The organism is Dactylosporangium salmoneum, assembly GCF_039532525.1.
Lineage (GTDB): Bacteria > Actinomycetota > Actinomycetes > Mycobacteriales > Micromonosporaceae > Dactylosporangium > Dactylosporangium salmoneum.
The window spans coordinates 56,300-68,971 of sequence record NZ_BAAARV010000079.1 but is presented as its reverse complement, the minus strand read 5'-3'; the positions used below and the strand labels follow the sequence as shown (position 1 = coordinate 68,971).

Annotated in this window: 15 protein-coding genes; 9 read left to right on the top strand and 6 right to left on the bottom strand. The window is 72.1% G+C overall.

The annotated features are described in order from the left end of the window. The first annotated feature begins 1 nt into the window (after position 1). Genes ABD352_RS40490 through ABD352_RS40480 form a run of 3 tightly spaced genes read left to right on the top strand, consistent with a single transcriptional unit; the run spans position 2 to position 1,778 of the window. Positions 2 to 694, top strand: coding sequence for an HAD family hydrolase (locus tag ABD352_RS40490; RefSeq protein WP_344617885.1), 693 nt, complete (start codon positions 2 to 4; stop codon positions 692 to 694). Continuing rightward, complete coding sequence (amrA, locus tag ABD352_RS40485; protein ID WP_344617884.1) at positions 691 to 1,278, top strand: AmmeMemoRadiSam system protein A; 588 nt, start codon at positions 691 to 693, stop codon at positions 1,276 to 1,278. The genes ABD352_RS40490 and amrA overlap by 4 nt, the downstream gene beginning before the upstream one ends. Positions 1,279 to 1,283: 5 nt before the next feature. Continuing rightward, positions 1,284 to 1,778: a hypothetical protein gene (locus tag ABD352_RS40480; protein ID WP_344617883.1), complete on the top strand. Its 495-nt coding sequence runs from the start codon at positions 1,284 to 1,286 to the stop codon at positions 1,776 to 1,778. Here the strand turns inward: ABD352_RS40480 and ABD352_RS40475 are convergent. Beyond that, positions 1,756 to 2,580: an SDR family NAD(P)-dependent oxidoreductase gene (locus ABD352_RS40475; protein ID WP_344617882.1), complete on the bottom strand. Its 825-nt coding sequence runs from the start codon at positions 2,578 to 2,580 to the stop codon at positions 1,756 to 1,758. The genes ABD352_RS40480 and ABD352_RS40475 overlap by 23 nt on opposite strands. A gap of 75 nt (positions 2,581 to 2,655) precedes the next feature. Here ABD352_RS40475 and ABD352_RS40470 point away from each other — a divergent pair, with 75 nt between their 5' ends. From ABD352_RS40470 to ABD352_RS40450, 5 genes are all read left to right on the top strand, one after another. Then, positions 2,656 to 3,609 carry an HpcH/HpaI aldolase/citrate lyase family protein gene (locus tag ABD352_RS40470; RefSeq protein ID WP_344617881.1) on the top strand — a complete coding sequence of 318 codons (954 nt, stop codon included), beginning with the start codon at positions 2,656 to 2,658 and terminating at the stop codon, positions 3,607 to 3,609. 53 nt (positions 3,610 to 3,662) lie between these two features. Next, positions 3,663 to 4,574 carry an SDR family NAD(P)-dependent oxidoreductase gene (locus tag ABD352_RS40465; RefSeq protein WP_344617880.1) on the top strand — a complete coding sequence of 304 codons (912 nt, stop codon included), beginning with the start codon at positions 3,663 to 3,665 and terminating at the stop codon, positions 4,572 to 4,574. A 67-nt stretch (positions 4,575 to 4,641) separates the two neighbouring features. Beyond that, positions 4,642 to 5,361: a hypothetical protein gene (locus ABD352_RS40460; protein ID WP_344617879.1), complete on the top strand. Its 720-nt coding sequence runs from the start codon at positions 4,642 to 4,644 to the stop codon at positions 5,359 to 5,361. A gap of 43 nt (positions 5,362 to 5,404) precedes the next feature. Then, positions 5,405 to 6,106: a hypothetical protein gene (locus ABD352_RS40455; RefSeq protein ID WP_344617878.1), complete on the top strand. Its 702-nt coding sequence runs from the start codon at positions 5,405 to 5,407 to the stop codon at positions 6,104 to 6,106. 24 nt (positions 6,107 to 6,130) lie between these two features. Beyond that, positions 6,131 to 6,544 carry a CoA-binding protein gene (locus tag ABD352_RS40450; RefSeq protein ID WP_344617877.1) on the top strand — a complete coding sequence of 138 codons (414 nt, stop codon included), beginning with the start codon at positions 6,131 to 6,133 and terminating at the stop codon, positions 6,542 to 6,544. On the opposite strand, the gene ABD352_RS40445 is transcribed toward ABD352_RS40450, so the two are convergent. From ABD352_RS40445 to ABD352_RS40435, 3 genes are all read right to left on the bottom strand, one after another. Next, positions 6,522 to 7,727 (bottom strand): acyl-CoA dehydrogenase family protein, encoded by a 1,206-nt coding sequence (locus ABD352_RS40445; protein ID WP_344617876.1) that lies wholly within the window; start codon positions 7,725 to 7,727, stop codon positions 6,522 to 6,524. The two genes, ABD352_RS40450 and ABD352_RS40445, sit on opposite strands and share 23 nt — an antisense overlap. Before the next feature lie 95 nt (positions 7,728 to 7,822). Continuing rightward, entirely contained in the window at positions 7,823 to 8,656 is an 834-nt protein-coding gene (locus ABD352_RS40440) for a RecB family exonuclease (protein WP_425553857.1), read from the bottom strand. A gap of 39 nt (positions 8,657 to 8,695) precedes the next feature. Then, complete coding sequence (locus tag ABD352_RS40435) at positions 8,696 to 9,313, bottom strand: MarC family protein (protein WP_344617874.1); 618 nt, start codon at positions 9,311 to 9,313, stop codon at positions 8,696 to 8,698. Positions 9,314 to 9,429: 116 nt separating this feature from the next. Between ABD352_RS40435 and ABD352_RS40430 the strand changes: the two genes are divergently transcribed. Next, entirely contained in the window at positions 9,430 to 10,674 is a 1,245-nt protein-coding gene (locus ABD352_RS40430) for a glycoside hydrolase family 18 protein (RefSeq protein ID WP_344617873.1), read from the top strand. Positions 10,675 to 11,052: 378 nt separating this feature from the next. Here ABD352_RS40430 and ABD352_RS40425 read toward each other — a convergent pair whose 3' ends face one another. Both ABD352_RS40425 and ABD352_RS40420 read right to left on the bottom strand, forming a co-directional pair. Next, a complete protein-coding gene (locus ABD352_RS40425) occupies positions 11,053 to 11,823 on the bottom strand; it encodes a TetR/AcrR family transcriptional regulator (protein WP_344617872.1) in 771 nt (256 codons plus the stop codon). Beyond that, positions 11,820 to 12,668: a PHP domain-containing protein gene (locus ABD352_RS40420; protein ID WP_344617871.1), complete on the bottom strand. Its 849-nt coding sequence runs from the start codon at positions 12,666 to 12,668 to the stop codon at positions 11,820 to 11,822. The genes ABD352_RS40425 and ABD352_RS40420 overlap by 4 nt, the downstream gene beginning before the upstream one ends. Positions 12,669 to 12,672: the final 4 nt, after the last annotated feature.

The following is a 12,672-nucleotide window of genomic DNA, read 5'->3' as shown; positions in this document are numbered from 1 at the left end:
GGTGCTCGAAGCCGTCTGTTTTGACTACTTCAACACGTGTACCAGCGCTGTTCGCCGAGGCAGCGGCCACCGCTGGACCGCCGAGGTGCTCGGCGTCGACTCCGCCGCCTGGGTCGCGACGCTGGACCGGACGTACGACGACCGCGTCCGCGGCGCGTACGGCAGCCACCTCGCCGGCCTGCGCCGGCTCTGCGGCGAGCTCGGGGTCGAGCCGAGCCTCGCGCAGCTGCGGGCCGCGGCCGAGCTGCGGCTGGCCACACTCATGGACGACGCGCCACTGCGTCCGGAGACCATACCCGTCATGCGCTCCCTGCGGGATGCCGGGCTGCGCGTCGCGGTCGTCAGCGACTGCTGGTGGGAGCTCCCGGCGGCGCTGCCCCGCACCCCGCTGGCCGAGTTCTTCGACGCGGCCGTCTACTCCGTGCAGGTCGGCCACGCCAAGCCGCACCCGGTGATGTACGCCACCGCCTGCGCCCAGCTCGGCGTCGACCCGGCCCGGTGCCTCTACGTCGGTGACGGCGGCGGCCGCGAGCTGTCCGGGGCCACCCGGTTCGGCATGGCCGCCGTCCAGCTGCGCGCCCCCGACCTCGGCGGCCACCTCACCTTCCACGCCGAGCCCGACTGGCGAGGGCCGTCGATCGAGTCACTCGAGGAGGTCCTGGCCCTGGCCGGGGCGCCTATGCTGGTGGGGTGACCGTGACGGCGACGCTGTCGCCAACGCAGGGACTCTTCCTCGCCCGCCTGGCGGCGGACGCGGTCCATGCGCAGCTCACCGGCGTCCGCCTCACCGCGCGGATCCCGTCCGGCAGCCCGCTGCACGACGACGGCGCCTCCTTCGTGACGCTCGAGCGGGCCGGCGCCCTGCGCGGCTGCGTCGGCAGCCTGGAGCCGGTCCAGGCGCTGCACCGCGACGTGGTCCGCAACGCCATGCGGGCGATGCACGACCCGCGGCTGCCGCCGGTCACCGCGGCCGACTGGCCCGACCTGGACGTCAAGGTCTCGGTGCTGGACCGGCCGGAGCGGGTGGCGGCGGACGGCCGCGAGGAGCTGCTGGCCACGCTGCGACCCGGGGTCGACGGGCTGATCCTCGTCGCGGACGGGCGGCGGGCCACCTTCCTGCCCTCGGTCTGGGCCAAGCTGCCCGAGCCCGAGCAGTTCCTGGCCGCGTTGCTGCGCAAGGGCGGCTGGCCGGCGGGGGAGTGGCCGGCCGGGCTGAGCGCGCTGCGGTACGGCTCCACGGAGTACCACGATTACGGCCCTCGCCCCGTGATTGGATGAGTCCCATGGAAGCGCTGGTCGAAGAGGCGGCGAAGAAGGCCGCCGTGGCCTGGGTCGCCGTCGGCGGCCGCCCGGCGACGCTGGTCTGGTGCGCCTGGCTCGGCGGCGCGCTGCTGGTCGTGAGCGGCGAGGGCGAGCAGGCCGTGCCCGGCCTGGCCGAGGCCGCCGCGGCCGAGGTGAGCCTGCGCGGCGACCACGGGGGGCGGATCGTGACGTTCCCGGCCGAGGTGACCCGGATCGCCCCCGGCGACGAGGCCTGGGCCGAGTTCGTGCCCCAGCTGGCCGGCAAGCGGCTCAACGGGGCCGGCGGCGCCGAGGACCTGGCCGCCGCCTGGGCCGAGCGGTGCATCGTCAGCCGGCTCACCCCGGCGGGTGCCTCGGCCGCGATGCCCGAGGACAGCCAGGCCGCCCCGCCCCGCCCGACCCCGGCGACGCGCATCCCGCGCCGCCCGTTCCGGTTGCACAAGGTCCGGGGCGCTAGCCGAGACCCACGGCGCTGAGGCTCGCCTCCCACAGCCGCGCGGCCAGCGCCGGGTCGGCCGTCTCCTTCGTCGGCCGGGCCACCTTGCGGTCGCTGTAGTAGGCGCCCGAGGTGAGCTGGACCCGCGGCGTCGCGGCCAGCCAGACGAGCGTGTCGGCGCCCTGCTCCGGGCTGCGGGCGAAGGGCAGCACCTTGGCGATCGCGCTGACCCCGATGTTCGAGCCGAAGCGGCTGCGCACGAAGCCCGGGTGGTACGCCGCCGACATGATGTCCGGCCAGCGCCGGGCCGCCTCGGCCGCGAACAGGATGTTGGCCTGCTTGGCCGAGCCGTACTGCCGCCAGAGCCCGCGCCGGTGGGCGCCGCGCAGGTCGGCCGGGTCCAGCGCGCCCATCGCGTGCGCCCCGGAGGCGGTGTTGATGATCCGCCCGCCGCGCAGCTGCTCGCGCAGCAGGTTGCTGAGCAGGAACGCGGCCAGGTGGTTGGTCTGCAGCGTGGCGTCGAGCCCGTCGGCGGTCACCTGGTGGCCGCGCACCACGCCGCCGGCGTTGTTCGCGAGCACGTCGATGCGCTCGTAGCGCTGGCGGAGGTGGTCCACGAGCACGTGGACGTCGTCGAGTTTGGCGAAGTCGCTGCGGTACGCCGGGACCGCGCGCCCGCCCGCCACCCCCCGCACGGCCGCCGCGGCGGCCTCCAGCCGGGCGGGATTGCGGCCGACGAGCACCGTGTTCGCGCCGCGCCTGGCCATGTCAATGGCGGCGGCGAGGCCAATTCCGGATGAGGCGCCGGTGATGACCACCGTACGCCCGGTGAGATCTCCCACAGGGGCATTCTGTGCACTCACGCGTCGAGGCTACCGTTTGGTAGCCGCCCTGAACCTTCGCTAAGGAGCCCCGCCATGGCTGCACTTGGTCGCCCGCGCCGCTCGTGCCTCGCCGTGCCCGGATCGAGCGTCAAGATGCTCGGCAAGGCCCAGGGGCTCCCGGCCGACCAGGTCTTCCTCGACCTGGAGGACGCCGTCGCGCCGCTGGCCAAGCCCGAGGCGCGCAAGAACATCGTGGCCGCCCTCAACGACGGGGACTGGGCCGGCAAGACCCGGGTCGTGCGGGTCAACGACCTGACCACGCCGTGGACGTACCGCGACGTCATCGAGGTCGTCGAGGGCGCCGGCGCGAACCTCGACTGCATCATGCTGCCCAAGGTGCAGAACGCCGCCCAGGTGCAGTGGCTCGACCTGACCCTGACCCAGATCGAGAAGACCATCGGCCTGCCGGTCGGCGGCATCGGGATCGAGGCCCAGATCGAGAACGCGGCCGGCCTGGTCAACGTCGACGCCATCGCCGCCGCCAGCCCCCGGATCGAGACCATCATCTTCGGCCCGGCCGACTTCATGGCCTCGATCAACATGAAGTCGCTGGTCGTCGGCGCGCTGATCCCTGACTACCCGGGCGACCCGTACCACTACATCCTCATGCGCATCCTCATGGCCGCCCGCATGCACGACCTGCAGGCCATCGACGGCCCGTTCCTGCAGATCCGCGACGTCGACGCGTTCCGGGAGGTGGCCAAGCGCAGCGCCGCGCTGGGCTTCGACGGCAAGTGGGTGCTGCACCCGGGCCAGATCGACGCGGCCAACGACGTCTACTCGCCCGCCCAGGAGGACTACGACCACGCCGAGCTCATCCTCGACGCGTACGACTACTACACCTCCGAGCAGGGCGGCCGCCTCGGCGCCGTCATGCTGGGCGACGAGATGATCGACGAGGCCTCCCGGAAGATGGCCCTGGTCATCTCGGCCAAGGGCCGGGCCGCCGGGATGAATCGCACCACCGCATTCACCCCGCCGAACTGAGAAAACGCGCGTCGCATTGCCCGCCGTGCGGTCCGGAAGGCAGGATTTGCCCTATGGCACCCGACCTACGTTCCAGCGGCCCCGCCGGTAAGAGCGGCCGGCGCGACGCGAGCCGTCCGTCCTCCGCGCGGCGCACCCTGCGAGCCGTACCGTCCAGCGGTCCCGACGTCGACGGGCTCCCCGCCGACGAGGAGTCCCCGACCGCCGTCGATCGGCTCGACGGCCGCATCGCCCTGGTCACCGGCGCGGGCAGCCCGGACGGCATCGGCTACGCCACCGCCCGGCGGCTCAAGCAGATGGGTGCCGCGGTCGCGATCGTCTCCACCACCCGGCGTATCCACGACCGGGCCAGCGAGCTCGGCGTCATCGGCTTCGTCGCCGACCTCACCGTCGAGGCCGAGGTCGGCGCCCTGGCCGACGCCATCGCCGACCAGCTCGGCGCGGTGGACATCCTGGTCAACAACGCCGGCCTGGCCAGCAAGGCCAGCCCCGAGGTGCTGCGCCCGGTCGCGCAGCTCACCTACGAGGAGTGGCGGGCCGAGATCGACCGCAACCTGACCACGGCGTTCCTGGTCAGCCGGGCCTTCGTGGGCGGCATGGCCGAGCACGGCTGGGGCCGCATCGTCAACCTCGCCGCCACCGCCGGCCCGGTCAACGCCCTTCCCGCCGAGGCCGGCTACGCGGCCGCCAAGGCCGGCGTCGTCGGGCTCACCCGGGCCCTGGCCATGGAGCTGGTCGCCGACGGCATCACGGTCAACGCGGTCGCCCCCGGAATCATCCACACCGGAGCGTCCACGCTCGTGGAGCTCAAGCAGGGCTTCGGCACGCCGATGGGGCGCCCCGGCACGCCGGAGGAGGTCGCCGCGACCATCGCCTTCCTGTGCTCGCCCGGCGCCTCCTACATCACGGGTCAGATGCTCGTGGTGGACGGCGGCAACAGCGTGCGGGAGGCGCAGTACCGCTGAGTCGCGGTGTCTTTCTCACAAGCCTGCGGTCAGCGAATCATCAGGTTGGCTGGCTACGCTCGGCGGCATGAAGGCTCGGGCCGGCGACTATGCGGTGCTGCTCGGCCCGCCGGTCGCCGTCGGGTCGGCCGTCGGCGTCGTGCTGCTCGCCGGCGAGCCCGAGGCGTTCCTGCCCCTCCTGCTGGTCCTGCAGCCGCTGACCACGCTGGGCATCGTCGTCGGGCTGGTGCAGCTCACCCGCACCACGCGGGGCCCGTCGACCTTCCGGCTGGTGGTGTACAAGGGGCGGGTGGCCTTCGGCGCGCCGCCCACGTTCCGCCGCCAGTGCGTCTTCAACGGCCTGCTCAGCGCCGCGCTGCTGCTCATGGCCATCAACGGCCTGCGCGTCCCGGGCCGGGTGGTGCCGGCGCTGGCCTGGGCGATCCTGGCCCTGAACGCCTTCGCCATGGCGCTGCTGCTCTTCCGGATGATCCGCAGCGGCCCGCTGCTCATCACCATCGACGGCGTCGCGATCGACGGCGGCCGCACCTTCGTGCCGTGGGCCGCGCTGGAGGCCGGCCCGGACAGTCCCCAGTGGACGCTGGCCCACCCGGAGCTGGTGCAGGGCCGCCCGATCAAGCGCTTCCAGCCCGGCCAGGTGGTGCCGCTGGACGTCTCGCTGTGGTTCCTGTTCCGCTCCATCCACTCGTACCTGGATCACCCCGAGCGCCGGGCCGCCATCGGCACGCCGGAGGAGCTCGAGCGCCTGCGCGGCACCCTCGCCCGCCAGGTCACGCGATCGCCCTGATCGTCCGACGCGGCCTGGTGCGGCTCCCTTCTAGCATCGAGGCATGCGCTGGCCCTGGGTCGTCGTCCCGCCGCTGTACGTCCTCGCCGCCGGGGCGCTGGCGCACGCCCTCCAGCCGGCCCGCTACTTCGTGTTCGGCGCGCTGGTCCTCGCCGGCCTCGTCGCCGTCCACCTGCTGACCGACGTGCGCCGCCGGGCGGACCCGCCGGCCCGTCCCGGCTGGAGCTTCCCGCCGCCGGCCCGCCTGGCCGCGGCCCGGCCCGGCCATGCCTTCGGCGTCGCCGCGGTCCTCGTCATCCTGATGACGCTCGTCACCACCGATCCTCTCTTGATCGTCGCCGCCGCCGTCGGGGCCGCGGTCGCGCTCGCCGTCGGGGTGCAGCTGCTCGCCCGGCTGGTCCGGCGCACCCCCGCGCTGCGACTGAGCCCCGCCGGAATCGAGGTGCGGGGCACCCCGTACCCCTGGGAGCGCATCGCCGCCGTAGAGCTCAACGGCGACCGGGCCAACCCGCGCCTGGACGTGCTGCTGACCGGCCGTCGCAACTCGGTCACCCTGCGCCCGCAGGGCGTCGACGCGAGCCTGCTCTTCCTGCTCGACCTGCTGGGGTACTACCACGCCAATCCGGCCGCCCGGCCGCTGATCGGCGACCCCGCGGAGGCCGAGCGGGTCCACGCCCTGCTGTTGCAGGCCCGGCTGGCGGCCGGCCTGAGGGGCGGCCCGCACCCCATCGTGAGCACGGGCTGACCGTTGCGAGCTACCGTCGACGGCATGCGCAGCGCCGAGCAGATTCTGCGCGAGGCCCGGACCATCGCGGTCGTGGGCGCCTCGCGGGACCGCACCAAGACCGCCCATGCGGTACCGCAGCAGATCCAGCGCCACGGCTGGCGCATCGTGCCGGTCAACCCCTACGCCGACGAGATCTTCGGCGAGCGTGCCTACCGCACGCTCGCCGACATCCCGTTCCCGGTCGACCTGGTCAACGTCTTCCGCCCGTCCGCCGACGCCACCGCCGTGGTCAAGGAGGCCCTGGCCATCGGCGCGCCCGCGATCTGGCTGCAGCAGGACATCTTCTCCCCGGAGGGGCGCGCCCTGGCCGAGGCGGCCGGCGTCGACTACGTCGAGGACACCTGCATCGCGGTGGTCCGGGCGGTGCACGCGATCAGCGGACCCCGTACTCCCTGAGCAGCCCACGGCTGATGATGGTCTTCTGAATCTCCGAGGTGCCCTCGCCGATCAGCAGGAACGGCGCCTCGCGCATCAGCCGCTCGATCTCGTACTCCTTCGAGTACCCGTACCCGCCGTGGATGCGGAACGCCTCCTGCACCACCTCGGCGCAGTATTCGCTGGCCAGCAGCTTCGCCATGCCGGCCTCGACGTCGTTGCGCTGGCCGGCGTCCTTGAGCCGGGCCGCGCTGACCATCAGCCCGTGCGCCGCCTCGATCTTGGTCGCCATCTCGGCCAGCTTGAACGCGATCGCCTGGTGCTTGACCAGCGGCTGCCCGAACGTGTGGCGCTGCTGCGCGTAGGCGATGGCCAGCTCGAACGCCCGGATCGAGATCCCGCAGGCCCGGGCGGCCACGTTGACCCGCCCGACCTCGATCCCGTCCATCATCTGGTAGAAGCCGCGCCCGGCCTTCTGCGCGCCGCCGAGGATCGCGTCGGCGGGCACCCGGACGCCGTCGAGCACCATCTCGGTGGTCTCGACGCCCTTGTACCCCATCTTCTCGATCTTCCCGGGGATGTTGAGCCCCGGCAGCTGCTCGTTGAGCCCGAACCCGGGCTCCTTCTCCAGCAGGAAGGTCGTCATGTTGCCGTACACCGACTCGGCCCCGAGATCGGTCTTGACCAGCGTGGCCACGACGGAGGACTGCGCGCCGTTGGTCAGCCACATCTTCTGACCGTCGAGCACCCAGGAGTCCCCGTCGGCGACCGCCTTGGTCCGGATCGCCGCCACGTCGGACCCGGTGCCGGGCTCGGACATGGAGAACGCGCCGCGCACCTCCCCGGTGGCCATCTTCGGCAGCAGCCGCCGCTTCTGCTCCTCCGACCCGTGCTGCGACACCAGGTAGGCCACGATGAAGTGTGTGTTGACGATGCCGGAGATCGACATCCAGCCGCGGGAGAGCTCCTCGACCACGAGCGCGTAGGTCAGCAGCGACTCGCCGAGCCCGCCGAACTCCTCGGCGATGGTGAGCCCGAACAGCCCCATCTCCCGCATCCCGGCCACGATGTCGGTGGGATACACGTCGTCGTGCTCGAGCCGCTGGGCGTGCGGGATGATCTCCTTCTCGACGAACGCCCGCACGGTCTCGAGCATCGCCTGCTGTACATCGGTGAGCCCGGGCGTCTGGGCGAGACGAGCCATGACGGAAGACCTCCAGAAGTTACCGGCGGGTATCCTCGAAGTATCTGAGCTTTCGTACCCCGGGCCAATGTGATGGCCCCACAGCGCCCTGTGAATTAATCCACCGCGGCCCAGGGCTCGGCCGGATCCGTCGACCTGCCGACGGGGCAGACACTCCGATAGTCGCACCACCGGCACCGCCCGGACGCGACGGCCGGGAACGCCTCGTCCGCCGCGCCGCCCGCCGCCATCACCGCCTCGGCCTCCACGATGTCCGCCGCCGTCTGCTCGGCCCGGCGCAGGTGCCGCCCCAGCGACTCCTCCGTGTGCTCGTGGGCCGCCACGCGGCCGGTCGGCAGGTGGTGCAGCTCGACCCGCCGGCACTCCTTGCGGAACACCCGCGAGGCCGCGATCGCGTAGAGCGCCAGCGCCCGTGAGCCCCGGGCGTCGTCCTCCGACAACTCCGAACGCCCGGTCTTGTAGTCGACGATGACCAGCTCGCCGCCGCGCTGGTCGATGCGGTCCACCCGCCCGGACAGGGCCAGGGTCTCGGTCCGGGTCGCCACCGTGCGCTCCACGCCGACCGGGTCGTCCGCTGGGTCGAGGCCGGCCACATACGCCTCCAGCCAGTCCAGCGCCCGGCGGTACGCCTTCTGCTCCTGCTCCTCGTCCCGGTAGCCCTCGCGCACCCACGTGGCCTTGAGCAGCGTCGGCAGCGCGCCGGGCGTGCGCCGCTCGGGGTCGAGCGCATACCAGTTCTTCAGGGCGTTGTGCACCGAGGCGCCGAGCGAGTTGTGCGCCCACGGCGGCCCCTTCGGCGGGGCCGGCCGGTCGATGTAGGAGTAGCGGTAGAGGCGCGGGCAGTCCTCGTAGCTGCCCAGCTTGCTGGGGGTGCAGGTGAACAGCCGCTGCGGCGCTGCGAACAGACCCAATTGCTCCACGGGATGCATCCTGCCACCCGGGTACGACAAAACCGGAACCGTCGATCCTCAGTGCGGCGCGTGCAGATACGTCGTCACGAACGCCCCGATCGCGTCGGCCAGCAGCTGCACCGCGATCGCCGCCACCAGCAGGCCGGCGATCCGGGTCACGACCTCGATGCCGCTCGGCCGCAGGATGCGTACGAGCACGCCGGAGAAGCGCAGCACGAGGTACACCACGACCATCACGGCGATGATGCCGACGGCGACGGCGAAGTACCCCGAGAAGTGGTGAGCCCGGCGCACGAACAGCATCGTGGCCACGATCGCGCCCGGCCCGGCCAGCAGCGGCGTGCCCAGCGGCACGAGCGCCACGTTGGTCGTGGCCTGCTCGCGGGGGTCGTCGGTCTTGCCGGTCAGCAGCTCGAGGGCGACGAGGAGCAGCAGCAGGCCGCCCGCGCCCTGCAGCGCCGGCAGCTCGATGTGCAGATAGCCGAGGATCTGTCTGCCCAGCACCGCGAACGCCACCACCACGCCGCAGGCCAGCGCCACCGCCTGCAGCGCGGCCCGGTTCCGGCTGCGCCGCTCCATCTGGCGGGTGAGCGCGAGGAAGATCGGCACCGCTCCCGGGGGGTCCAGGATGACGAGCAGCGTTACGAATACTTCCCCGAAGAGCTTCAAATCCACGACCGGATTGTCGTGGCCGCCCTATATCGAGCGGAAACCAGGGTCTTGACGCCGTCGAACGTCACACCTACGTTGCCTGGGAGAACAGCAAACTTTCCTTACAGATGGAGGGTTGTATGGGCAAACGCAGTGTCCTGGCCGGGTTGGCGGCCGCGCTGGCGGCCACGTCGCTCGCGCTCGTGCCCGGGACCGCGGCGGGCGCCCACGGCGCCGCGCACCAGGACCAGTTCAACAGGGTCGGATACTTCATCCAGTGGGGCATCTACGGCCGGCAGTACTTCGTCAAGAACCTCGAGACGAGCGGGCAGGCCGCCCGGCTGACCCACATCAACTACGCATTCGGCAACGTCGACGCGACGGGCAAGTGCGCCTCCGCCGACCCGTGGGCCGACTACCAGCGGCCGGTCTCCGCCGAGGAGAGTGTGGACGGCGTCGCCGACGCGCCGGGCCAGGCCCTCAACGGCAACTTCAACCAGCTGCGCAAGCTCAAGAAGATGCACCCCGGCCTCAAGGTCCTCATGTCGCTGGGCGGCTGGACCCTCTCGGCCAACTTCTCCGACGCCGCGCGGACCGACGCGTCGCGCAAGGCGCTGGTCCAGTCCTGCATTGACACGTTCATGTCGACCGGCGTCTTCGACGGCTTCGACTTCGACTGGGAGTGGCCCGGCTCCGAGGGCAACCCGGGCAACGTGATCCGCCCCGAGGACAAGCAGAACTTCACCCTGCTCGTCGCGGAGTTCCGCAAGCAGCTGGGCAAGTCGGCGACGCTGACCGCGTTCCTGCCGGCCGCCCCGGCCAAGATCGACGCCGGCTTCGAGGCCAACAAGATCTTCAAGTACCTCGACTTCGGCTCCGTCCAGGGCTACGACTTCCACGGCACGTGGGAGGCGACCACCAACCAGCAGTCCGCGCTGTTCGTGCCGCGCGGCGCCCCGACCACGCCGGACTTCAGCGGGGCCAGCGCGCTCAAGGCCTGGACCGACCGCGGCGCACCGAAGAAGCAGCTCGTGCTGGGCGTGCCGTACTACGGCCAGGGCTGGACCGGCGTCACGAACGCCAACCACGGCCTGTTCCAGCCGGCCACCGGCCCGGCGCAGGGCACCTGGGCGGCCGGCAACGAGGACTACAAGGTCCTCGCGACGCTGACGCAGCAGGGCTACAAGGTCTACCACGACCTGCTCACCGGTCACGCGTGGCTGTTCAACGGCACCACGTTCTGGACCTTCGACGACCCGGTCGTCGTGGCCCAGAAGGGCCTGTTCGTGCGCCTGTCCGGCTATGGCGGCGCGATGATCTGGTCGCTCGACGGTGACGACGCCAACGGCACCCTGACCAAGACCATCTACTCGACCCTGCACTAACCGAAGACCAGCCGGCCGCGGACCCGTGTGTCATGGGTTCGCGGCCGGTTCTTTTGATGGCTCCGGTCCGCGCAACTGACGGCCGTTGCTCCCGTCAGCGCCTGGTCTGGGTCGATCAGAGCGAAGCCGCATCGAGCCAGACTGGGCGAACCGGTCGGCCCTGGGGGCCTTCCTGCCGGCTCCGCCGTGCCAAGAGCAGCACCGGGCGCTGCGGACCGGGGACAGGGCATAAGTCCGAAATGTTGTTGCAGCGGAGAGTGCCTGATATTTCGTAATTGCCAGGAGGATTGCCGCACGATGGCCAATGAATCGCCTGTCGGGGTATAAATCCGACATGTCGTGGCGCGCCAGCGCCCGACATGTCGGAAATCGGCCGGATCAGGGCGAGTCGGCGCGGTCCACGAACAGGGCGATCCCGTCGAGGACCCGCTGCAGCCCGAAGGCGAAGGCCCGCTGCGGGTCGCCCGCCCCGTACTCCTCCCCGGCCGCCTGCCCGATCCGGGCCGCCGTCGGGAACCGGGCCGGGTCGAGGACCTCGCTCAGCAGCGGCGCATAGGCGGCCCACCACTCCGCGTCGCTCCGCCCGGTGCGCTGCTCGGCCTGGTCGGCCAGCACCGCCGCCCGCGCGGCCCCGGTGACGTAGTCGAGCACGAGGCTCAGCAGCTGGTCGCGCTCCAGGTCCCCGATTCCGGTGTTCTCGAAGGCGCGCAGCTCGAAGTCGTACTTCGCGATCGTGTTCGGCCCGAGCACCGGACGGCTCGATGCCACCTGCAGCAGCCAGGGATGCCGGCGGTAGAGCTCCCAGTTGTCGCGGGCCACCTCGGCCAGCCGCTCCCGCCACCCCGGTCCGGTGTAGGAGTTCTGGACGGCCTCCCCGGCGACCGCGTCGACCATGACGTCGATCAGCTCGGCCTTGCTCGGCACGTACGTGTACAGCGACATGGCGGTCACCCCGAGCTGCTCGGCGACCCGCCGCATGGACACCGCGGCCAGCCCCTCGGTGTCGGCCAGCGCGACCGCCACCGCGACGATTCCGGGCACCGTGAACTTCGGCCGCGGCCCCCGCCGGGCCGAGGGGGTCGACACCCGCCCCCACAGCAGTTCGATGCTGCGGCGCGGATCGCCTGCCCCGCTGTACTCGGTGCTCACCCGAGCACGTCGCTTCCGTGGCCGGCCGCCGCGATCCGCTCGAGCACCTCCGGCGCGGTGGTGCGGGCGCCGAGCCGGACCGTCTTGTTGGTGCCGTGGTAGTCGCTGCTGCCGGTGACCACGAGGCCCAGCTCGGCGGCCAGCCTCCGGATCTGCGCCCGCTCCTCGGGGGTGTGGTCGGTGTGGTCGGCCTCCAGGCCGAAGAGCCCGGCGCCGGCCATCTCGACGATGAGCGAGTCCGGGACGACCGGGCCACGGACGCTGGCCCGCGGGTGGGCGAAGACGGGCACGCCGCCGGCGTCGAGCACCAGGCGCAGCGCGGTGAAGACGTCGAGGTCCTCCTTGGGCACCCGGTACCGGTGACCCAGCCACTGCGGCTCGAACGCCTCGGTGACCGACGTGACCAGCCCCCGGCGGATCAGGGCCTGGGCGAGGTGCGGGCGGCCGACGGTGCCGCCGGCCGCGTCCTGCAGTACCTCTTCCCAGGTCACGTCGATGCCGTCGGCGTGCATCAGCTGGACCATGCGCTCGGCGCGGGTCTCCCGGGCCATGCGGACCCTCGCCAGCTCGTCGTCCAGCGTGGGCTCGTTCGGGTCGAACAGGTAGGCCAGCAGGTGGAGCGAGATCGGCCACGGGCCACCGCGCCACCGGCAGGACAGCTCGGCCCCCCGCACCAGGGCGAGCCCGTCCGGCCTGGCCTCGGCTGCCGCCGACCAGCCCGCGGTGGTGTCGTGGTCGGTCAGCGCGACGACGTCGAGCCCGGCCGCGGCCGCCTCGGCGACCAGTGCGGCCGGGGTCGAGGTGCCGTCGCTGGCCGTGGAGTGGGCGTGGAGATCGATCTGCACGCTT